Genomic DNA, 20,572 nt, shown 5'->3' on the forward strand with positions numbered 1-20,572 from the left:
GCCCTTTTTCATTTTTTTCGATGCGATTGGACGAAGTCCGCGATCGCAGCAACCGCCTCGGCGGGATGTGATTCAGGCAAAAGATGCCCTGCATCTGAAATCACCTTCATGGTGCCCTGTGGCACCATCCCTTGGGCGCGTTTGGCGACCTCTAGTGCAACTGCTTGATCCTTAGCGCCATGCAAGAACAGGATTGGCGCTGTGATCTGGGGAAGGCTGCGGTGCAGCGCCTCTAAATCCCACTGCGCCATCATTGCTAAAGTTGCTTCGATATGCGCGCGCCTGCGCATCAATTCGCGATAATGGCCCAAGGTTTCTGCGTCAGGTTCTGAGCCTGTTGTTTGCAAAATGGCAATCAGCCTGCGGTCACTCATCCCCGAGCCTAAGAAAAGCCCCGTCAGCGGGTTCATCGCCATCATTTTTGCCATGATCGGAAAGAGCCAACCCGCAGCGCCAGAGAAATTCTCAAGCGCCCCGTTGATCGCCACGACCCCTTGCGCAGTATCAGGCGCAAGCAGCATCAGCTGCAAGGCAATCGCGGCCCCCGCAGAATGGCCAATAATCACCTCGGGCGTGATGCCTTGGCCCTGCAGCAGCCGCAAAACGTCTTGCGCCATCAAGGACAGGGATGACCGACTGCGGGTGCCAGCACGGCTAAAGCCCTGACCTGGCAGATCAAAGGCAATGACGCGATGAGTTTGTGCCAATAGTGGCATCATGGCCCGCCAAGAATGCGTAGATGCGCCTGCGCCATGGATCAAAACCAGATCAGGGCCTGTGCCCATAATCTGCACATGCCACCGATGGGGATGGGATGCGATGATTTGGCTATGGGCGCGCCATGGCCAGTTGCTTGGAATATCCGCAAGCCCGCTCATGCGCTTGGCAATGCCGCCTCGACAGCGGCGCTGAGGGATTTGGCATCTGCGCGCGGAAGCGGCACGTAAGCCGCGCCCATTACCTTGGCCAGATCATCCAGCCCTCGCGTTGGGCGTTGCCCCGTGTCGATGACAATCGCGGGAACACCGCGACCGCGCAGGGCCTTTGCCATATTCTGCGCATCTTCGCCCGCTTGCGCGCGGTTTGCGCTGCCATCCAGACTGACATTCGCGCGCCCATCCGTCAGAACCGCGATGGACGGCGTCATTCCCTTTCCACTTGTGAGAACCGCCAGATCAAGAGCCGATTTCAGCCCTGCGGCAAGCGGTGTGCCCCCGCCACCTGGTAAGTCTTGCAAGCGGCGTTTGGTCTGCACGAGGGATCGCGTGGGGTTTAGCAAAATATCCGCCCCTGCGCCGCGAAACGCAACCAAGGCCACATGATCGCGCCGCGCATAGGCCTCTGCCAGCATCAACTCAATCGCCCCCTTGGCCTCGGCCATGCGGGACATCGCGCTAGAGCCAGACGCATCCACCACAAAGATAATCACCCTGTCAGAGCTTTGTTCAAACTGCTTTACGCGGATGTCACTTTTGCGGATATGCAGGCCGCGCGGCTTGGGCGCTGTCGTCTGGGCGCGCAGCCCTTGCCATGGGGCAGCGGAGCGCAAGGTTGCCATTAAATCAATCCGCGCGCCGCCCCCCAATTCGCCACTGCGCGAGGCAACGGGGCGGCCACGATGATTGCCCTTCTTGCGGTTTCCCGTTCCTGAGCTGCCCTGGCTTTGCCGTGCGGCGCGCTGTGCTGCCAATCGTGCCAAGAGGTCGGGCGGAAGCATGGCCTTTGCTGCCTCGATCAACGCCTCGAAAGGGGGAAGATCCTCCCCCTCCTTTTGCGGATCTTCGGGATCGGACGGGTTTTCTTGCGCCTCTGGTTCTTGTGGTTGTGGTGGGGGCGCTTGTTCAGGCGGGGCTGGTTCTGGGATTTGCGTGGCGCGTGGGACAAGGGCCAATTCCACAGCCAGTTGCAAATCCGCCTGTTCGACCTGATCCGCCCCCATCAAGGCCGCTGAATGGCGGGCAAGGCGCAGCGCGTGCTGAACGGCGCGCAAGGATGTGACGCCAAGCGCCTCAGCCACCAAGCACAGATCACGATAGTCGTCAGGCGCATGTCGCACATGGGGTAAGCGCGCACGCGCCTCGGTCAAAGCTGCGCTGTCAAATTCCATTTCCTGCGCCGCCGATTGTGGAATAGCATCAAGCTGCAGATGCAGCGCGAGGCGATCACTGAGGCTATGCCCCAACCCTTCGCTTTCTTCGGCGGCTTCATCGAGGGCAATAATCGACAAGCCTGTCTCAGCGTCCAACGCCCCCGCCAATCGTGCCAAAAGCGCGGATTCGGCACGTTCGGCCATTGTCAGGATCACTGTGCCGCCCTTGTTGAGAAGTCCCTCTGTTTGAATAGGGCGCCCAGTTGCCAAGGTTGCGCTTAGGTCTAACCCGCCAAACAGGGCCTCATCACTGATATTTGGGTGAACGCGCGGAAAAAAATCAGTTTCTAACGCCTTGTTTAGAGCCTGAATAATCCGATCCCGAACGGGGCCAACGCGGGCCCGAAGCCAAATACCCCCAAGGGGTGCGGGATCAATCGCAAACAGGGCGATGGCCAGATTGAAACTGGCCCATCTGTCCTGTGCTGATGTCATGGCAGCACAGCCTCAACTGTGCGCATCACGCGCGTGGTTGAGCCTGCCTCATCTAACGGGTCGCGGCGCAAGCGGTGTGACAGCGCCATGGGTGCAACGGCCCGCAAATGCGCGCGTGTGATTTCGGAGGATCCCTCGAACGCGGCTTGCGCGCGGGCGGCGCGTAACAGGGTTAATTCGCCGCGCAACCCGTCTGATCCAAGTTCAAGGCACAGGGCGGCGCAATCCTTCAAGATCGCATCGCTTGTGCGGATTTTTGGCAGGCGTTTGCGCGCGGCAGTGATGGATTTGCGGATAGCCTCATCCGATTTGGCCCAGGATTTCACAAATTTCGCACGGTCTTGGTCAAAGGCATCGCGGCGCTTGATGACCTCAATGCGTGTGTCGATATCCTTTGGGCTTTTCACTTCAACGGAAAGGCCGAAACGATCCAAAAGTTGGGGCCGCAATTCGCCTTCTTCTGGGTTGCCCGAACCCACCAAAACAAATCGTGCAGGGTGGCGGATTGAGAGACCCTCCCGCTCGACCAGATTTTCGCCAGACTGCGCCACATCCAACAAAAGATCGACCAAGTGATCCTCGAGCAGGTTGACCTCGTCAATATAGAGATAGCCACGATTGGCCCGCGCAAGAAGGCCTGCTTCAAAGGCCTTTTCACCCTTGGCGAGCGCCTTTTCGATATCCAAGGCCCCGACCACGCGATCCTCTGTTGCGCCAAGTGGCAGGTCGACCACGGGTGTGGGTTTTTCGACCACTTCGCGATCCGCAACATTGGCCCAATCAGGTATGTCTGCCTCAGTGGCAGAATTCACAGGGCAGCCCTTTATCGCCGTAATCGGTGGCAGCAAAGCGGCCAAGCCTCGCACGGCGGTTGATTTCCCCGTGCCGCGATCCCCGAAAACCAAAACGCCGCCAATGCCCGCATCAATAGCGGTCAAAAGCATGGCTTGTTTCATCGCATCTTGGCCTACGATGGCAGAAAAAGGAAAAGTATGGCTCATATAATGGGCCTTTCATAGGTCGGGATACGGGATTGCAGGGGGCAGCCGCCCTCCCACGTGCCTTCTATATTTTTTAGGGCAAAGCGGGCGTAGAGTTCTTCTTTGAACCATGCGCCATCGCGCACGGCTTTTATGGCGCGGGCATGCGGGCCGTCATGGCGTGCAAAACGCGCCATGGTTTGCGTGTCTGGCCAAATTGAAAACGTGACCTGATGCAGGAGAGGCACTTCGCCAACGCCGATCTTGAACAGAACGTTAGGATCATCGCCAATGACCTGCGAAATATCAGGGACGCGCCGCCAGAAGCGCAGCGCATTTAGGGGTTTTACTGTGGCGCGGGTCAGCGCCGCAATCGGGCCGTTTGTTGGCTCTGACTCGGTCACAAACGGCGCTTGCCCATCCCATTCCCCCCGCGCTGTGCTGGGGGTGAGATACAGGGTGCAATCTTCGACTGCATGTGCGCGATAGCGGCGGAAGGTTGGACTTTTTGCAATCAGCGATTGTGCGGTCACATGGTCGGGCCAAGTGGCAAGGATGGCATAAACCGAAACATTCGGAATGGGCGTAAATCCCTCACCCGTGCCTGAGCCAAGCAATTTGAAAAACCCGATCCCCGCCTCACGGCGCAAGGCGAATCGTGCTGTTGCCATTTGGGCAAAGGCCCACATCCGTGCGGAGACGGTTCCAAATCGAAATAAGCTTAGCGTTACAGATTGCATGGTCGATCTTTTTATCTGTCAACTAATAGTGACAGATTTAGCCAATAAAGGAAAGAGAACAATATATTTCCATGATTTCTTTTGTTTTATTGGTGCGCTTGTATTCGTGATCGGCTTTGGCTGTGAATTCATGTTGTAAATTAAACTAGACAGTTTACGATAGGGCCTATGATGGATGACCACCGAGTGCATAGCGATCCTCGATCAGGCTTTGCCCCAAATGCGGGCGATGCTCGCCCCCATGCGATTGTGATTGGGGCGGGGTTGGGGGGATTGGCCTCGGCCATGCGGTTGGGGGCGAAGGGTTATCGCGTCACGGTCATTGATAAATTGGATATGGCGGGGGGGCGTGGTTCTGCGCTCTACCAGAACGGGCATCGCTTTGACCTCGGCCCGACCATTGTCACCGTGCCACAAGTGTTTCGGGAATTATGGGCGGCTTGCGGGCGCGATTTCGATCAGGATGTTGATCTGCGCCCGATTGAGCCATTTTACGAAATCCGTTGGCCAGACGGATCACATTTTACCGCCAGTCAAAACACCGATGCGATGCGCGCCGAAGTGGCGCGCCTATCGCCACAAGATGCCAAGGGCTATGAGCGGTTCTTGCAGGACAGCGCCGCGCGCTATTGGTTTGGGTTCGAAGATCTCGGTCGCCGTTCCATGCACAAGCTGTGGGATTTGATCAAGGTTTTGCCAAAATTCGGCATGCTGCGTGCGGATCGCTCGGTTTATGCGCATGCGGCAAAGCGGTTTAAGGATGAACGACTGCGGATGGCGTTTAGTTTTCATCCGCTCTTTATCGGGGGGGATCCGTTTAACGTGACCTCGATGTATATCTTGGTCAGCCATCTCGAAAAAGAATTCGGTGTCCATTATGCGATGGGCGGTGTCGCCGCGATTGCCAAGGCCATGGCCCGCGTTGTTCAGGACCAAGGCGGCGCGCTTCGCTTTCATCACGTTGTGGATGAAATCATCTTTCAGGATAACCGCGCCACAGGTGTGCGCCTTGCCACGGGCGAGGCTGTTGCGGCGGATATTGTCGTCTCAAACGCGGATGCGGGCCATACCTATAAGCATTTGATGCGCAATCGCCCCCGCCGCCGTTGGACGGATGGAAAATTAACCCGCGCGCGTTGGTCGATGGGTCTTTTTGTGTGGTATTTCGGAACACGCGGCACGCGCAACAAATGGGCGGATGTGGGTCATCATACGATCCTCAACGGCCCGCGGTATCGTGGTTTGGTCAAAGATATCTTTATCAAAGGCAAACTTAGCGAAGATATGAGCCTTTATGTTCATCGCCCCTCGGTGACTGACCCAAGCTGCGCGCCAGAGGGGGATGATACGTTCTACGCCCTTTCACCTGTGCCGCATCTGGGGTTTGATGATCCTGTGGATTGGGCCAAGATGGGCGAAGCCTATCGCCAAAAAGTGCAGCAGGTTTTGGAAGATCAACTATTGCCTGATTTGGGCACGCATCTTTCCGCCTCCGAGGTGCTGACCCCCGCAGATTTTGAAAGTCGCTATCTTTCCCCCAACGGGTCTGGCTTCTCAATCGAGCCGCGTATCCTGCAAAGCGCCTATTTTCGTCCCCATAACGTGTCGGAGGAGGCGGAAGGTCTCTATCTCGTTGGGGCAGGCACGCATCCTGGGGCGGGTTTGCCTGGGGTCATTTCATCGGCTGAAGTGTTGGCAAAACTGGTGCCAGATGCGGTCTCCGTTTCATCTGGCCATGAGATAAAGATGGCCGCAGAATGATTGACGATCAGGATCTTGCCTATTGCCGCGCGGCAATTGCCGAAGGGTCACATTCCTTCGATATTGCATCGCGTATCTTGCCGCGCAGAGTGCGCGATCCTGCGCTGGCACTTTATGCATTCTGTCGTATTTCCGATGATGCAGTGGATTTCAGCCAGAACAAGGCACATGCCGTTCTTGATCTTAGTAATCGGTTGGATCGTATCTATTGCGGGCGGCCTGTCGACTGTCCCGCTGATCGCGCCTTTGCTGCGGTGGTGCAGGATTTCGAAATGCCCCGCGCCTTGCCCGAAGCCCTGCTTGAGGGCCTCGCATGGGATGCGACCGAGCGGCGCTATAACACCTTGTCAGATTTGCGTGGTTACTCGGCACGGGTTGCCTCGGCTGTCGGGGCGATGATGTGCGTATTGATGGGGGTGCGTTCGGGCGATGCATTGGCGCGCGCCTGTGATCTGGGCGTGGCCATGCAATTAACCAATATCGCCCGCGATGTGGGCGAAGATGCCCGCGCAGGGCGCGTTTATTTGCCCCTAGATTGGCTTGAGGAAGAAGGTGTTAACCTTGATCGCTTTCTCGCAGATCCGCGTATTTCCCCTGCCCTTCGGCGGATCAATCGCAGGCTCTTGGCTGAGGCGCGCAGGCTTTATGAACGCTCCGAGGCGGGTGTGTCGCAATTACCCTTGATCAGCCGTGCGGGGATTTTAGCGGCGCGACACTGCTATGATGCAATTGGCGGTGCTGTGGCGCGGCGCGGGTATGATGGCGTCACGCAACGCGCTTTCACAACGGCGCGACAAAAATTTGGGTTGCTCAGCTATTCTGCAATTCAGGCCACGATCATCACTTTGGCGCCGCGCAGCCCGATGCTTTATGCCCCCCCTTTGGAAGAAACCCGCTTTTTGGTTGATGCCGCCGCCAAGCGGCAACCAGATCGCGCAGGATGGAGTGATCAGGTCATATCTGTTCTGGCGCAATTAGAGGCGCAAGATCGCGGGCGCATACTGGAACCGAACCCATAACGCGCTAACTGACCCATCATGGATTGGTCTGTTTTCATATTATTTTTTGCCGCCTGCGCTGCTGCTGCGGCCACGGGATCTATGTTTCCCCCTGGCGCGTGGTATCGCGATTTGCGGAAGCCATTTTTCACGCCGCCGAATTGGCTCTTTCCCGTTGCTTGGACAGTGCTTTATATCGCCTCCGCCTATGCAGCGGCGCGCGTGGCATTGGTGGCGGAAAATGGCCATGCGATGGGATTTTGGGCGCTGCAAATCGCGCTGAACACGCTATGGAGCCCCGTTTTCTTTGGCTTGCGCCGCATTCGCGCGGGTATGGTCATCCTCAGCGCGCTTTGGGTTGCGGTTTTGGGAACAATGCTGAGTTTCTGGGCGCTTGATCCGCTCGCGGGCGCTTTGATTGTGCCCTATCTGCTTTGGGTCACCATTGCAGGCGCGTTGAATTTTGAGGTTTGGCGGTTGAATCCTGAGGTTGCCAAAGGATCAGCATAAAAAAACGCGCCCCGTGGGGCGCGCTTTTTTGTCATGTTCAGAACGGCTTAGCTGAGCTTACGCTCAACTTCTTCGCGTTCGAAAATCTCGATCACATCGCCTTTGCGGATGTCATCGTAATTCTCAAAGGCCATGCCGCATTCCTGACCCGATTGCACTTCTTTGACTTCGTCTTTGAAGCGCTTGAGGGTTTTTAGCGTGCCTTCGTGGATCACGACATCATCGCGCAACAGGCGCACACCCGCCGAGCGGCGCGCGACACCTTCGGTGACCAGACAGCCCGCAACCGAGCCAACACCAGAGACGCGGAACACCTCTTTGATCTGGGCGTAGCCGATGAAGTTTTCACGAATTTCAGCACCAAGAAGACCTGAAGCTGCCGCCTTCACATCATCCACAAGGTCATAAATCACGCTGTAATAGCGGATTTCAACACCTTTTTGGTTGGCGGAATTGCGCGCAGGGGCATTGGCACGAACGTTAAAGCCCATGACAGGCGCACCCGAAGCCTCGGCCAAGCCGATATCGGATTCAGTGATCGCGCCCACGCCGTAATGCAGAACGCGCACGCGCACTTCGTCATTACCGATTTTTTCCATCGCCTGAACGATGGCTTCGGCCGAACCTTGAACGTCCGCTTTGACCACAATGGGCAATTCTTTTACGTTTTCATCCGCCTTGGCCTTCGCCAGAAGCTGATCCAAGGTTGTTGCTGCACCTGCTGCGGCGCGTTTGTCTTTGGCAACTTGGATGCGGTAATCCGCGATCTCGCGGGCTTGTGCTTCGGTTTGCACCACGTTCAAAACGTCACCCGCTTCGGGTGCGCCGTTCAGGCCCAGAACCTCAACAGGAACGGATGGCCCCGCTTCTTTCACGCGCTCGCCCTGATCGTTGATCAGCGCGCGGACTTTACCCCATTGCTCGCCCACAACGAAGATATCGCCTTGTTTCAGCGTGCCGCGTTGCACCAGAACAGTCGCAACAGGGCCACGGCCCACATCCAACTGCGCCTCGATGACGGCCCCTTCGGCTGAGCGGTCAGGGTTCGCCTTCAGGTCAAGCAATTCGGCCTGAAGCGCGATGGATTCAAGCAATTGATCCAAACCTTGGCCAGTGGCGGCGGAAACTTCGACATCCTGCACCTCACCTGACATCTTCTCAACGATCACCTCATGTTGAAGCAAATCGGTGCGCACCTTGTCAGGGTTGGCAGCGGGTTTGTCGATTTTGTTAATCGCCACGATCATCGGCACTTTGGCCGCCTTGGCGTGGTTAATCGCTTCGATGGTCTGCGGCATCACTGCGTCATCGGCGGCAACCACAAGCACCACGATATCCGTGACATTCGCCCCACGCGCCCGCATGGAGGTAAAAGCCGCGTGACCCGGCGTATCAAGGAAGGTCAAAAGCGCGCCGCTTTCGGTGCGCACCTGATAGGCCCCGATATGCTGCGTGATCCCGCCTGCTTCGCCAGAGACAACATTGGCCTTGCGAATGCGGTCAAGCAACGAGGTCTTGCCGTGGTCAACATGGCCCATGATCGTGATGACGGGTGGCCGTGGTTGCAGCTCGGCTGGGTTGTCTTCTTCGACCTTGATCACATCTTCCACATCCGCGTCAGATACGCGCTGCACGCGGTGACCGAATTCGCTGACGATCAATTCCGCCGTATCGGCATCGATGGATTGGTTCTGCGTGACCATCATGCCCATCTGCATCAGCGATTTAACCACATCGGCCACGCGTTCGGCCATGCGGTTGGCCAATTCGGAAACCACGATGGTTTCTGGAATTTGCACATCGCGGACGATTTTTTCGCGGTCACCTTGGGATGCCATCGCCTTCTGGCGCTGACGCTCCTGCTTGCGTTTCATGGCAGCAAGGCTGCGCTGACGCCCGCCTTCGCCATCAGAGAAAACCTGATTGACGCTCAGCTTGCCGGAACGGCGGCCATCATTGTCGCGATCACCTTTCGAGACGCGCTCGCGCTTGTCGTCCCGATCCGTATCACGGCGCGCAGGTGCTGCGGCTGATTTCGCGCGGGCAGCTGCCACCGCAGGATCAGGCAGATCTGCGGGGGATGTCACCACGGGGGCACTGTCCGCTTTACGGGACTTTGCAGCCTTTGATTCCTCAAGGCGGCGGCGCTCTTCTTCTTCCTTGGCGCGGATGGCCTCTTCGCGTTCACGCTCCTCGCGTTCGCGGGCCTCGGCCTCGGCGCGGCGGCGCTGACGCTCTTCTTCGCGTTCTTGCTCTTCGCGCTGGCGCTGTTCTTCTTCTTCGGCCTCACGGGCCTTGGCGGCCATTACGGCCTTCATACGGCGTTCGAGTTCTGGATTGGCGGAAGCGTTGCCACCCTCCATATTACCCGTGCCATCATCTTTGCCGCCTGCACCCGATTTGGGAACCATCACGCGCTTGCGCTTGGTTTCCACAACAACCGTTTTCGTGCGTCCACGCGAAAAGCTCTGGTTCACGCGTCCGCTGCGGGCGCCGCCAGATAGTCCGAGTGGTTTTTTTCCGTCTTGATCGCTCATGCGTCTTTCTTGTCCTTCCCAACGGTCTTGCCGTTGTTCAAGCTGGTTTTGGGCCTCAGCCCTTGCAGCTTTGCTGCTTCCTCTACAACACGATCGCCGAGTCCGCCAGTCGCCAGCGCGCCATGTATCACAGTTTCTCGCCCGAATGCCAAACCTAATTCAAAAGCGGTTAGGCAATCGAAGTAACGCGCGCCCTCAGGCGTCCAAAGCTTGGACTTTCCCCGTTCAGACCCGTCCGAAGCTTGCAGCAGCACCCGCACAGGGCGCGTGGCAAGCCAATCTTTGACCTTTTCGAACCCTGCAACGGCATCACCAGATTTGCGCGCCAAGGCAATCAAATCGCCAATGCGCCGCGCAAGCAGGGTTTCAAGCGTGCCCACCAAATCATCTGGCACAGTCACCTGCGCTTTGGCTGAGCGGGAGAAAAGGTTTTTCTTGACCGCCAATTCCACCGCCGCGCGATCAGCGCTGCACCATATGCCTCGGCCCGGTAGGCGTTCAAGGATATCGGGCGTCACCACATTCTCAGGGCTGACCACAAAACGCAACAGCCCCGCCTTTGGCGCTGTGTCGCCTGTTGCGATACAGCGCCGCTCGGACGTGTCTTTGGTTTTGGTGGCACCGCCACGGGACATGGATTTGGCTCCTGAAATCGGGCTTACTCTTCTTCTTCGCCTGCGTCTTCTTGGTCAGATGCAAGGTCTTCTTCGGTTACCCAACCCAAGGCCAAACGGGCGGACATGACCATATTCTGGGCTTCTTCGAGGCTGACATCGAATTTCTCAAGCACGCCTTCATCTTTGACGCGCTCGCCGTTTACGGTTGTCCAACCGCCTGCCAATTCCCAATCAGCACAGGTTGCGAAGTCTTCCAGCGTTTTGACCCCATCTTGGCCAAGCGCCTCAAGCATCTGTGGCGTTAGCCCTTCGAAATCAATCAAGCTTTGCTCGACACCAAGCGCCTTGGCGCTTTCGAGGGCTTTGCGATTTTGCTCTTCGATATAGTCACGCGCACGGGCCTGAAGCTCGTCCGCGGTTGCTTCATCGACACCATCAATGCCAAGCAATTCTTCTTGCTCGACATAGGCAACCTCTTCCAAAGAGGTGAAGCCTTCGGATACCAGAAGTTGGGCAAAGAATTCGTCCAAATCCAATGTGTCCATGAACAGCTTGGTGCGTTCGGCGAATTCGGCCTGACGGCGCGCGCTTTCTTCTTCTTCCGTGAGGATGTCGATATCAAGCCCTGTCAACTGGCTTGCCAAACGCACGTTTTGACCACGGCGCCCGATGGCAAGAGACAGCTGTTCGTCAGGAACAACCACTTCGATTTTCCCTGCATCTTCGTCCAAAACCACCTTGGTCACTTCGGCAGGTTGCAGCGCGTTCACAAGGAAGGTTGGGGCGTCCTCATTCCATGGAATGATGTCAATTTTTTCGCCCTGCAACTCGTTCACCACAGCCTGTACGCGGCTGCCGCGCATACCCACACAAGCACCAACGGGATCAATCGAGTTATCAAAGGAAATCACCGCGATCTTCGCGCGAGAGCCCGGGTCACGGGCAACGGCCTTGATCTCGATGATGCCATCGTAAATTTCAGGCACTTCCATCTTAAACAATTCCGCCATGAATTCGGGCGCGGTGCGGCTGAGGAAGACCTGAGGGCCGCGCGCCTCGCGGCGGACATCTTTGATATAGCAGCGGATGCGCTCATTGGGGCGATAGCTTTCGCGCCCAATTTTTTCATTACGGCGCAAAACTGCCTCGCCACGGCCAATATCGACAATCACATTGCCATATTCTTCGCGCTTTACGACACCGTTAATGATTGTGCCTGCACGGTCTTTGAATTCTTCATATTGGCGATCACGCTCAGCTTCGCGCACTTTTTGCAGGATCACCTGCTTGGCGCTTTGCGCGGCGATACGGCCCATTTCAACAGGGGGCACTTCATCAATGATCTCGTCACCGATTTCTGCATCTGCCTTATAGGCACGCGCATCGCGCAGTGTCATTTCAATGAAATGGTTTTCGATTTCCTCAACCACAGTGCGGACACGGGTAAATGTCGCGCGGCCTGTCTTGCGATCAATCGAAACGCGGATATCCAATTCCGAGCCGTAACGCGATTTCGCGGCGCGGGCGAGGCTTTCTTCCATTGCCACGATGACCAGATCGGGGTCGATCATCTTTTCGCGGGCAACGGCCTCTGCTGTTTGCAACAGCTCAAGTTGGTTTGCTGATGTAATAGCCATGGATTTTCAGTCCTCCGCCTCTTCGGGCTCTTGCGTGATTTCATCAAATTGGGTTTCGTCAATGACCCCCGAGGCTTTGCGCTGGCGCAGCATCTCGGCGATCAGGTCATCGGTCAGAACGAGCTTCGCATCTGAAAGCCAATCAAAATCGAGGCCAAGGGTGACCGTCTCGCCACCTTGTTCAACATTGATAAGCACTTCATCGTTTTCGATCCCTGCCAAAACACCCTTAAAGCGCTTGCGGCCATCGATCATTTCGCTTGTTTCAAGTTTGGCTTCATAGCCCTGCCAGATATCAAAATCCTTCAACCGCGTCAGCGGGCGGTCGATACCGGGGCTAGAAACTTCCAGGTTATAGGCCCCCTCAATCGGGTCTTCGACATCAAGGCTTGCCGAAATCGCCGTTGAGATATCGGCGCAATCATCCACATTGATCCCGCCTTCGGGGCGGTCTGCCATCACCTGCAGGGTTTTTGTCTCGCCGCCCATCAGGCGCACGCGCACCAGTTCAAACCCCATATCTTCGATGACAGGGGTGATGATCTCAGCCATGCGGCGATCAATGCTCGATTTTGCGATCAGGTTGGACATAAGACCTATGGACATAAAAAAACGGGCCACAGGGCCCGCGGAAGCATCTAGGGTGGAGCGTGGAGTTTGGACCCCCAAGCACCTGTTGATCCGTTATATAGAGAGAATCGGGGGTTATAGCAAGCTGCCATCTTGCGCTTTGGGGCGCGGCGTGGCCATTTGCGCGACATGAACGCGAAAATCGAAATCACAATTCGTCCAAAAACGGCACGCGATGATGCGGCGCTTGTATCCCTCGTGCTGCCTGTGTTTCGGGCGGGTGATACATATACAGTCGACCCTGACATATCCGCGGTCGATGCCTTGGCCTTTTGGACAGCCCCCGAAAAGTCGGTGTTCATAGCAGAACACGGGGGTGAGGTCGTTGGCACCTATTATATCCGTCCCAATCAGGCGGGCGGCGGCGCCCATATCTGCAATTGTGGGTATATCACTGCCACTGCGGCGCAGGGGCGCGGGATTGCGCGCGCGATGTTGGCGCATTCGCTCCAGACTGCCCGCGCCGAAGGCTATCGCGGGATGCAGTATAACTTTGTCGTTTCGGAAAACACGCGTGCGGTTGCGACATGGCAAAAGGCAGGTTTCGAGATTGTGGGCCGTTTGCCACAAGCCTTTGATCATCCAAGCAAAGGATTGGTGGACGCCCTTGTTATGTTCAAATCCCTTGTAGATTAGGCCTTGCGATACCGTGCCATAAATGTAGCCACCACCTCATCTGCGGCTTCGGACACTTCTTCATGGGTGGCTTCGCTGCTGACGCATAAAAGACGGCGCAGCATTAGATCACCACGGCACAGCTTCATGAACAAATCCGCCGCCTTCATCGGGTCATCTATATCGAGCATGTTGCCCACCTTTGGCGTGCTAAAATAGCCTGCGACATGGGACATGGCCGTTGAAGGGCCTGTTTCATAGAAAGCACGCCCCAATTCGGGGAACCTTTGGGCCTCAGCCACGCAGACGCGGAAGATCGAGACACCTTCGTCCGACATCAGAAATTCAAGCATCGAATAGGCCAAATGGTGCAAGGCATCGCGAACATCGCGCTGCAGAAATTCGATATCCATTTGCGCGCGGCGTTGCAGGTCGCATTCTTGGTTCAGAACCGCCATAAACAACGCTTGTTTGTCGGGGAAATACGAATAAAGCGTGGCTTTGGACACGCCTGCTTGGCGCGCGATCACATCGACACTTGCCCCTTCGAACCCTTGGCTTAGGAAAATATTACGCGCGCCATCAATGACTTGATCGAATTTTCGACCTTTGCGTGTCTGTGCTTGCATGTTCATGGCGCATACTCCCTGACCCCATTGTAAACCGATCAGTTCAGTTTTTGCAAGCCTTGCCGCGATCTATTGGCCCCAATCCGCCGATTGCATCTCGCGCAGGCGGCTGGCGGTGCGTTCAAATTCGAAACTGCCCGTGCCCTCGGCGTAAAGATGTTCTGGCACATCATCGGCAGATAAGATCACGCGGATACCTGCCTCGTAAAGCGCATCAATGAGGGTGACAAAGCGTTTTGCCTCGTTGAAATTGTCGATGCCAAGACGCGGGACGTTTTCCAACATCAGCAGTTTCACCGCCCCAGTGAGCGCCAAATAATCACCCGCGCCTAAAGGTTTGCCGCACAGCTCCCAGAAATCGGCGCGGGCCATGCCCGCCCAATAATGCGGGATGACGACATGGCGGCCTTTGATCTCTAAATCGAGGGGTTCTTCCTGCCCATGGGTCAGATCGTGCCAAATCTTATCAAGGCTTTGCCGCGTGGCGGCGGTGATGGGTGTGAAATAGGTGGTTTCGCCTGACAATCTGTCTTGGCGGTAATCGGTGGGTGATTGCATTTCAATCACCTCTAATTCCTGCTCTAAAAGCGTGATGAACGGCACAAATAGCTGTCGGTTCAACCCGTCCTTATACAAATCTTTTGGCGGGCGATTGGAGGTGGTGACGATGCTCACCCCTGCCTTGAACAATGCCTCAAAGAGGCGGCCTACAATCATGGCATCGGTGATATCGGTGATTTGCATCTCATCAAAACACAGCAGGCGCAGGTCTTTTGAAATCGCCTCGGCCACGGGTTTCAACGCATCATCTGTGCCTGTTTTACGCGCCTCGTGCAGGGCTGATTGGATTTCTTGCATAAAGGCGTGAAAATGGACGCGGCGTTTCCCGTTAATCGCCGTGTGCGCAAAGAACAAATCCATAATCATGGATTTGCCGCGCCCAACCCCGCCCCAGACATAAAATCCGCGACTATGTTGGCCAGATTGTGGTTTTTCCTGAAAAAAACGCGCAAGAAGCCCTGATTTTGGCCGCGCCTCAAGCGTTTCGCGCAAGGATTCAAACCGATGCAAAACCTCGCGTTGTGCGGGGTCTGCGCGCAGTAAGCCTTCGCTGACGCGGGTGTCGTATATGGCGGTTAAATGTTGCGACATAAGCGCCTCTTAGGACATCTCTGGCCCCTCTGGCCAGAGGGATTGCATGCGCAATCAGCATTGACGCTCTTGGGCTTGCGGCGCAATCTCTGTCGCAGCGTGACAGGCCTGCGGCCTTTGACAGGACAAATGAAGATGCAGCGCAATTCGATTTTCACCCCCGTCCTCATCGGGGGCTGTTTTATCATTATGATCAGCTTTGCCATTCGGGCAAGTTTTGGGGTTTTTCAAATTCCCATAGCGGACGAATTCGGTTGGCTGCGCGCCGAATTTTCTTTGGCCATTGCCATTCAAAACCTTGCTTGGGGCGTGGGGCAGCCGATTTTTGGCGCGATTGCCGAGAAGTTTGGGGATCGCAAAGCCATTATCATCGGCGCTTTGATGTATGCGGCGGGTTTGGTCTTTTCGGCTTATGCAATCACGCCCGGCGCGCATCAGCTTTTGGAAATTCTTGTGGGCTTTGGCGTTGCGGGCACGGGCTTTGGCGTGATCTTGGCGATTGTGGGCCGCGCCGCATCGGATGAGCATCGCTCACTCGCGCTTGGGATTGCCACTGCGGCGGGCTCTGCAGGTCAGGTCTTTGGTGCGCCTGTGGCAGAGGCGCTGTTGACGGTGATGCCATGGCAAAGCGTCTTTTTGATCTTTGCAGCGGCAATTTTGGCCGCGCTTTTATTCCTTCCCATGCTGCGCGCGCCTGCGCCCCTATCCAAGGCAGAACTTGAAGAAAGCATGAGCGCGATTTTGGGCAAAGCGTTTCGCGATCCCTCTTTCAGTCTGATTTTTATCGGCTTCTTTTCCTGTGGGTATCAGCTTGCCTTTGTCACCGCGCATTTTCCCGCCTTTGTGACCGAACTTTGCGGCCCGATTGAGCCTGGATCTTTCCTACATTCTTTGGGCATCACGACCACGTCCGCGCTTGGGGCTGTGTCGATCTCGCTGATTGGCTTGGCCAATATTGGTGGCACGATTTTGGCGGGCTATTTGGGCAAACGCTATTCTAAGAAATACCTGCTTGCGGGCATCTATTTTGGCCGCACCATTATTGCGGCCGCGTTCATTTTGTTGCCCATCACGCCCCTGACGGTGATTGTGTTTTCGGTTACGATGGGCGCGTTGTGGTTGGCCACAGTGCCGCTGACCTCAGGACTTGTGGGATATATTTATGGGCTGCGCTATATGGGCACGCTTTATGGTATCGTGTTCTTTAGCCATCAATTGGGCAGCTTCATCGGGGTTTGGCTTGGCGGTTGGATGTATGACCTGCATGGCACCTACACCACGGTTTGGTGGGTGGGTGTTGGCGTGGGGCTGCTTTCGGCCATCGTCCATTTGCCCGTGAAAGAAAGCCCCCTGCGCGAGCGGGCGTTGGCCGCCTAACCTTTCACCGCGTCACGGATATAGGCGGCGGTCATGAGGTCAAGATGTGCGCCGCCGCCGTTCTTGAACAGCGTGATTTCTGCGTCATTGCCCCGCGCAAAGGCGCCAGAGGCGATGTCGTAATAATCGGCCACAACATCATCTGCTGTGATCACCCCCGCCGCGATGGGGCGTTTTAATTCGCCAATATGTTCAATCGTGGTAGCACGGCTGTCGACAAAGATGCGCGCCTTTTTGAGCGCAGCATCATCCGCCTCGCGCATATCGGGGCGATAGGCCCCGATGAGGTCAATATGCTGTCCCGCCTTCAGCCATTCACCTTGCAAGATGGGCTCTGTCACCATGGTTGCACAGGTGACAATATCGGCCTGCTGCACGGCATCCGCTAGGCTTTCGGCGACATCCGTATTGGAGAAATCACGGGCAAGGGCCTCGGCCTGCGCTATATTGCGGTTCCAGATCAAGAAGCGCGCCTCAGGAAACCCCGCGCCATAAGCCGCGCGCAACGACCGGCCAACTGTGCCTGCGCCAACGATCAAAATGGTTTTACTCTCGGGTCGCGCCAGTTTCATCGCGGCGAATAGGCTATCGCCTGCGGTCTTATATTTGGTCAAAAGATGGAAATCGACCAAAGCCTCAAGAAGGCCATTCTTATCGCCATAAAGCGCTGCACCGCCATTCACAGCGGGCAAATTTTGCGCGGCGTTCTCAGGAAAGATTGTGGCCGATTTCACCAAGAGGCCAAGCCCGTCTATCCATGCGGCACGATTAAGCAACGTGTCCTTGCCGCGATAGAGGAAACTATCCGAAATCTCCGCACGCGGTAGCATATGCCCCGCCTCCAACGCCGCGCCAAGTTTGAGCCAATCAAGCTTGGCTTCGGCCTCAGGCCCGATGATTTGGAAGGGGGTTTGTGTCATAGTCCTGCTTCATCCTTGGTTAGAAGGCCATGGTCGACCAAGACTTCGGCCCATCTGTGTGGCGCTGTAAACAGATGCGCATTCCATCCGCGCGCCTCGGCCGCGGTGATGTTGTCAGGGCGGTCATCTGCAAACAAAAGCGCCTCTGGCGCGATTTTGCAATGATCCTCGACCATTTGATAAATTGTTGGATTGGGTTTGATCACCCCCATATGGCCAGAGACATAGGCGTGGTCGAATTCGTTCAGAAAATCGAAATGCTCTTGCGCATAGGCAAAGCTCTCGATCCCGAAATTGGTCAATGCGAAGACGGGCACATTCTTGGCACGAAGGCGGCGCAAGAGCATCACGGAGTGATCAATCACAGGGTTTGCCAATTCCAACCAGTGATCATGCCACATCCGAATTTCCGCGCGAAACTCAGGATAGGCTTCTGCCGTTTCATAGATGATATCGCGGAACCCTTCACCTAAATCCACGCGGTCATTCATGCCGTGCAAATCCACAGTGGCAAACATTTCGCGGCGGCGCGCTTCCCCGATGGTGCGGTCGTAGAACCGCTCAGGCTGCCATTCAATCAGCACATTGCCGATGTCAAAAATCACCGCTTCAATCTTGGACATGATCAAACCTTTCGCGATCAAGGCAGGCTGAGGCCCGCCATTTGAGACAGCCATCCGATCACAAGTGACACGGTGAGGATGGAAATAGCGGTCGACATCAGAATCGAGGCAGACACCCGTTGCGGGGCCACGTTGTAATGCTGCGCCAGCATATAGATATTTCCTGCGACAGGCAGCGAGGAGGCCGCGATCATCACTGCCGCGGCATAGGGATCAACCTCGAAAATTATAAGCGCACCAATGGCGACTGCGGCAGGGTGTAAGATCAGCTTGGCGAAGGACAGCCAAAGCGCGACCGAAGCCCGCTCAGTTGATTTGCCTGCCAATGACGCCCCTATTGCGAAGAGCGCACATGGGGTCGCCGCCGCGCCCAATAGTGCCATGAATTCATCCACAGGTGCGGGAAGGCTTAGCCCCGCGGCCGAGACGGATAGCCCCGCGACCATAGACACAATCATCGGATTTTTAATCAACCCAATCGCGATTGAGCGGAAAATAGTCAGGCTCATGCGGCCATCGCGGCTTGCCGTGATGATGATCACGATCAAGCTTGAGAAAACGATCAAATCAGTGGCCAAGATCATCAAGACAGGGCCCGCCGCCGCAGGCCCCATCAAAACCACCAACATCGGCACGCCCAAGAAACCTGTATTTCCGATCACGGCACATTGTGCTTCAATTGCCGCTTCCGAAGCGGGCCGCTTGCGGATCAAGGCAACGACAGTCGCAAGCGCATAAATCGCGAAACATCCAAACAGATAGGCCCCGATGAAATTCCAATCGAAAATATCGCCAAGCGATAAGGTCGAGGCAAAGCGAAACAACATGGCCGATAGCGCGAAGTAAAACACGAATTTTGTCAGATAGGCGGTCGCGCTTTGCGTGAAAAACCCACGATATGCGGCGAGGAAGCCCACACCGATCAGCGCAAAAAATGGAAGTGTTTTGAGGAATATCGCGAGCATGCAACAGGGCTAGGCCAGAGTGCAGGCGCTGTCTAGTAGCCTAACCGTTTTCTTTTAGAATTTCGCCCGCCAAGTAAAGGGAACCACAGATCAAAACCCGCGCATTCGGGGTTGTGGCGCAGATGTCGCGCAAGGCGCTGATCACATCTGGTGCGGTTTGGGCCGCTATACCTGCACGGGTTGCGGCTGCCTTTGTGTCCTCGGCACTCAGTGTTGCGGCTTGGCCGTCAATTGAGACAGCGTGCAGCGATGATGCGAAGGGCGCAAGCGGGGCCATGAAGCCTGTCACGTCTTTTGTGTTCAGCATGCCGCAAATCAAATGCGTTTCACGTTGCGGCAAGCCTTTGAGCGTGGCGGCAATGGCAAGCGCGGCATGGGGGTTGTGGCCCCCATCAAGCCAAAGTTCAGCATCGGGTGCAGTGTCAAACAGCGGCCCGTGGCGCAGGCGCTGCATACGCGCGGGCCAAGTGACGTTGCGCATGGCACCCTCGCAGGCCGCCTCGTCCAAACCCAACACCCGCATTGCGGCGAGGGCCGTGCCTGCATTTTGGATTTGATGCGGGCCCGCAAGGGCAGGCAGAGGCAAGTCCAAAAGGCCTGTTTCATCTTGGAAAATCAATCGCCCTGCTTCGGTCGTAACATGCCAGTGTTGGCCATAGGCATAGATGGGCGCGCCAAGCCGCGCGGCGCGTGCCTCGATCACCTCCAGTGCGGCCTCTTGTTGTGGGGCAACAATTACGGGACACCCGCGCTTGATAATGCCTGCCTTTTCGCCTGCGATATCCTCGATTGTATCGCCAAGATATTGTTGATGGTCGAGATCAACGGGGGTGATCACGCTCACTGCAGGGCTGTCAATGACATTGGTTGCATCCAAACGTCCGCCCAAACCCACCTCTAACAGCGTGTAATCGGCAGGATTTCTGGCAAATGCCAAAAGCGCGGCGGCTGTGGTGATTTCGAAATAGGTAATTGCATCTGGGCCATTGGCCGCCAAACATTCATCAAGAATGTCTGATAGATGGTTTTCGTCAATCAGCGTTCCCGCCAACCGAATGCGTTCATGAAACCGTGCCAAATGCGGTGATGTATAGGCATGTGCGCTTTTCCCTGCCGCCTCAAGCCCCGCGCGAATATAGGCGAGGGTCGACCCTTTGCCATTGGTGCCCGCAATATGAATGACAGGCGGCAACGCCTGTTGCGGATCACCAAGGGCGGCCAAGATCCGCCACATTCTATCTAGCGTCAGGTCTATGATCTTTGGGTGAAGCGCCATCATGCGCTCCAATAAGAGATC

18 protein-coding genes and 1 pseudogene are annotated in these 20,572 nt (G+C 56.2%); 5 read left to right on the forward strand and 14 right to left on the reverse strand.

Annotated features, from left to right (window positions below; all coding sequences use genetic code 11):
• Positions 1 to 8 precede the first annotated feature (8 nt).
• Genes I3V23_09545 through I3V23_09560 form a run of 4 tightly spaced genes read right to left on the reverse strand, consistent with a single transcriptional unit; the run spans position 9 to position 4,304 of the window.
• Positions 9 to 878 (reverse strand): alpha/beta fold hydrolase, encoded by an 870-nt coding sequence (locus I3V23_09545; protein QPI84826.1) that lies wholly within the window; start codon positions 876 to 878, stop codon positions 9 to 11.
• Entirely contained in the window at positions 875 to 2,584 is a 1,710-nt protein-coding gene (locus I3V23_09550) for a magnesium chelatase subunit D (protein ID QPI84827.1), read from the reverse strand. The genes I3V23_09545 and I3V23_09550 overlap by 4 nt, the downstream gene beginning before the upstream one ends.
• Positions 2,581 to 3,585, reverse strand: a complete 1,005-nt coding sequence (bchI, locus tag I3V23_09555) for a magnesium chelatase ATPase subunit I (protein ID QPI84828.1) — start codon at positions 3,583 to 3,585, stop codon at positions 2,581 to 2,583. Before bchI ends, I3V23_09550 begins: the two co-directional genes overlap by 4 nt.
• Positions 3,582 to 4,304 (reverse strand): spheroidene monooxygenase, encoded by a 723-nt coding sequence (locus I3V23_09560; GenBank protein QPI84829.1) that lies wholly within the window; start codon positions 4,302 to 4,304, stop codon positions 3,582 to 3,584. The genes bchI and I3V23_09560 overlap by 4 nt, the downstream gene beginning before the upstream one ends.
• A 171-nt stretch (positions 4,305 to 4,475) precedes the next feature.
• Here I3V23_09560 and I3V23_09565 point away from each other — a divergent pair, with 171 nt between their 5' ends.
• Genes I3V23_09565 through I3V23_09575 form a run of 3 tightly spaced genes read left to right on the forward strand, consistent with a single transcriptional unit; the run spans position 4,476 to position 7,573 of the window.
• On the forward strand, positions 4,476 to 6,065 hold the full coding sequence (locus tag I3V23_09565; GenBank protein ID QPI84830.1) for a phytoene desaturase: 1,590 nt from the start codon (positions 4,476 to 4,478) through the stop codon (positions 6,063 to 6,065).
• Positions 6,062 to 7,084, forward strand: coding sequence for a phytoene/squalene synthase family protein (locus tag I3V23_09570; protein ID QPI84831.1), 1,023 nt, complete (start codon positions 6,062 to 6,064; stop codon positions 7,082 to 7,084). The genes I3V23_09565 and I3V23_09570 overlap by 4 nt, the downstream gene beginning before the upstream one ends.
• Before the next feature lie 18 nt (positions 7,085 to 7,102).
• Complete coding sequence (locus I3V23_09575) at positions 7,103 to 7,573, forward strand: tryptophan-rich sensory protein (protein QPI84832.1); 471 nt, start codon at positions 7,103 to 7,105, stop codon at positions 7,571 to 7,573.
• A gap of 47 nt (positions 7,574 to 7,620) precedes the next feature.
• Here the strand turns inward: I3V23_09575 and infB are convergent, their stop codons facing one another.
• The 4 genes and pseudogenes from infB to rimP all read right to left on the reverse strand — a co-directional run bounded on the left by infB (position 7,621) and on the right by rimP (position 12,955).
• Positions 7,621 to 10,257, reverse strand: coding sequence for a translation initiation factor IF-2 (infB, locus tag I3V23_09580; protein ID QPI86778.1), 2,637 nt, complete (start codon positions 10,255 to 10,257; stop codon positions 7,621 to 7,623).
• Positions 10,164 to 10,745, reverse strand: a pseudogene (locus I3V23_09585) (RNA-binding protein). Before I3V23_09585 ends, infB begins: the two are co-directional and overlap by 94 nt.
• A 23-nt stretch (positions 10,746 to 10,768) precedes the next feature.
• Positions 10,769 to 12,364 (reverse strand): transcription termination/antitermination protein NusA, encoded by a 1,596-nt coding sequence (gene nusA / locus I3V23_09590; GenBank protein QPI84833.1) that lies wholly within the window; start codon positions 12,362 to 12,364, stop codon positions 10,769 to 10,771.
• Positions 12,365 to 12,370: 6 nt separating this feature from the next.
• Positions 12,371 to 12,955, reverse strand: coding sequence for a ribosome maturation factor RimP (gene rimP / locus I3V23_09595; GenBank protein QPI86779.1), 585 nt, complete (start codon positions 12,953 to 12,955; stop codon positions 12,371 to 12,373).
• 168 nt (positions 12,956 to 13,123) lie between these two features.
• On the opposite strand from rimP, the gene I3V23_09600 reads away from it, so the two are divergent.
• On the forward strand, positions 13,124 to 13,630 hold the full coding sequence (locus I3V23_09600; protein ID QPI84834.1) for a GNAT family N-acetyltransferase: 507 nt from the start codon (positions 13,124 to 13,126) through the stop codon (positions 13,628 to 13,630).
• Here the strand turns inward: I3V23_09600 and I3V23_09605 are convergent.
• Both I3V23_09605 and I3V23_09610 read right to left on the reverse strand, forming a co-directional pair.
• On the reverse strand, positions 13,627 to 14,244 hold the full coding sequence (locus tag I3V23_09605) for a TetR/AcrR family transcriptional regulator (GenBank protein ID QPI84835.1): 618 nt from the start codon (positions 14,242 to 14,244) through the stop codon (positions 13,627 to 13,629). The two genes, I3V23_09600 and I3V23_09605, sit on opposite strands and share 4 nt — an antisense overlap.
• A gap of 63 nt (positions 14,245 to 14,307) precedes the next feature.
• Positions 14,308 to 15,390 carry an AFG1 family ATPase gene (locus I3V23_09610; protein QPI84836.1) on the reverse strand — a complete coding sequence of 361 codons (1,083 nt, stop codon included), beginning with the start codon at positions 15,388 to 15,390 and terminating at the stop codon, positions 14,308 to 14,310.
• Between the two features lie 135 nt (positions 15,391 to 15,525).
• Between I3V23_09610 and I3V23_09615 the strand changes: the two genes are divergently transcribed.
• Positions 15,526 to 16,767 carry an MFS transporter gene (locus tag I3V23_09615; GenBank protein QPI84837.1) on the forward strand — a complete coding sequence of 414 codons (1,242 nt, stop codon included), beginning with the start codon at positions 15,526 to 15,528 and terminating at the stop codon, positions 16,765 to 16,767.
• On the opposite strand, the gene I3V23_09620 is transcribed toward I3V23_09615, so the two are convergent.
• The 4 genes from I3V23_09620 to I3V23_09635 are packed head-to-tail and all read right to left on the reverse strand — an operon-like array spanning position 16,764 to position 20,554.
• A complete protein-coding gene (locus I3V23_09620; GenBank protein ID QPI84838.1) occupies positions 16,764 to 17,687 on the reverse strand; it encodes an NAD(P)-binding domain-containing protein in 924 nt (307 codons plus the stop codon). The two genes, I3V23_09615 and I3V23_09620, sit on opposite strands and share 4 nt — an antisense overlap.
• A complete protein-coding gene (locus I3V23_09625) occupies positions 17,684 to 18,310 on the reverse strand; it encodes an HAD family phosphatase (protein QPI84839.1) in 627 nt (208 codons plus the stop codon). The genes I3V23_09620 and I3V23_09625 overlap by 4 nt, the downstream gene beginning before the upstream one ends.
• A gap of 17 nt (positions 18,311 to 18,327) precedes the next feature.
• A complete protein-coding gene (locus I3V23_09630) occupies positions 18,328 to 19,275 on the reverse strand; it encodes an AEC family transporter (GenBank protein ID QPI84840.1) in 948 nt (315 codons plus the stop codon).
• A 40-nt stretch (positions 19,276 to 19,315) separates the two neighbouring features.
• Entirely contained in the window at positions 19,316 to 20,554 is a 1,239-nt protein-coding gene (locus I3V23_09635) for a bifunctional folylpolyglutamate synthase/dihydrofolate synthase (protein ID QPI86780.1), read from the reverse strand.
• Between the last annotated feature and the right edge of the window lie 18 nt (positions 20,555 to 20,572).

The organism is Rhodobacterales bacterium HKCCA1288 (assembly GCA_015693905.1).
Classification (GTDB): domain Bacteria; phylum Pseudomonadota; class Alphaproteobacteria; order Rhodobacterales; family Rhodobacteraceae; genus M30B80.

What these genes read in the sequence shown, in the direction of transcription:
- I3V23_09545 (QPI84826.1), bottom strand. Translation starts at nt 878, where the DNA reads ATGAGCGGGCTTGCGGATATTCCAAGCAACTGGCCATGGCGCGCCCAT.
- I3V23_09550 (QPI84827.1), bottom strand. Translation starts at nt 2,584, where the DNA reads ATGACATCAGCACAGGACAGATGGGCCAGTTTCAATCTGGCCATCGCC.
- bchI (QPI84828.1), bottom strand. Translation starts at nt 3,585, where the DNA reads ATGAGCCATACTTTTCCTTTTTCTGCCATCGTAGGCCAAGATGCGATG.
- I3V23_09560 (QPI84829.1), bottom strand. Translation starts at nt 4,304, where the DNA reads ATGCAATCTGTAACGCTAAGCTTATTTCGATTTGGAACCGTCTCCGCA.
- I3V23_09565 (QPI84830.1), top strand. Translation starts at nt 4,476, where the DNA reads ATGGATGACCACCGAGTGCATAGCGATCCTCGATCAGGCTTTGCCCCA.
- I3V23_09570 (QPI84831.1), top strand. Translation starts at nt 6,062, where the DNA reads ATGATTGACGATCAGGATCTTGCCTATTGCCGCGCGGCAATTGCCGAA.
- I3V23_09575 (QPI84832.1), top strand. Translation starts at nt 7,103, where the DNA reads ATGGATTGGTCTGTTTTCATATTATTTTTTGCCGCCTGCGCTGCTGCT.
- nusA (QPI84833.1), bottom strand. Translation starts at nt 12,364, where the DNA reads ATGGCTATTACATCAGCAAACCAACTTGAGCTGTTGCAAACAGCAGAG.
- rimP (QPI86779.1), bottom strand. Translation starts at nt 12,955, where the DNA reads ATGTCCAACCTGATCGCAAAATCGAGCATTGATCGCCGCATGGCTGAG.
- I3V23_09600 (QPI84834.1), top strand. Translation starts at nt 13,124, where the DNA reads ATGAACGCGAAAATCGAAATCACAATTCGTCCAAAAACGGCACGCGAT.
- I3V23_09605 (QPI84835.1), bottom strand. Translation starts at nt 14,244, where the DNA reads ATGAACATGCAAGCACAGACACGCAAAGGTCGAAAATTCGATCAAGTC.
- I3V23_09610 (QPI84836.1), bottom strand. Translation starts at nt 15,390, where the DNA reads ATGTCGCAACATTTAACCGCCATATACGACACCCGCGTCAGCGAAGGC.
- I3V23_09615 (QPI84837.1), top strand. Translation starts at nt 15,526, where the DNA reads ATGCAGCGCAATTCGATTTTCACCCCCGTCCTCATCGGGGGCTGTTTT.
- I3V23_09620 (QPI84838.1), bottom strand. Translation starts at nt 17,687, where the DNA reads ATGACACAAACCCCCTTCCAAATCATCGGGCCTGAGGCCGAAGCCAAG.
- I3V23_09625 (QPI84839.1), bottom strand. Translation starts at nt 18,310, where the DNA reads ATGTCCAAGATTGAAGCGGTGATTTTTGACATCGGCAATGTGCTGATT.
- I3V23_09630 (QPI84840.1), bottom strand. Translation starts at nt 19,275, where the DNA reads ATGCTCGCGATATTCCTCAAAACACTTCCATTTTTTGCGCTGATCGGT.
- I3V23_09635 (QPI86780.1), bottom strand. Translation starts at nt 20,554, where the DNA reads ATGATGGCGCTTCACCCAAAGATCATAGACCTGACGCTAGATAGAATG.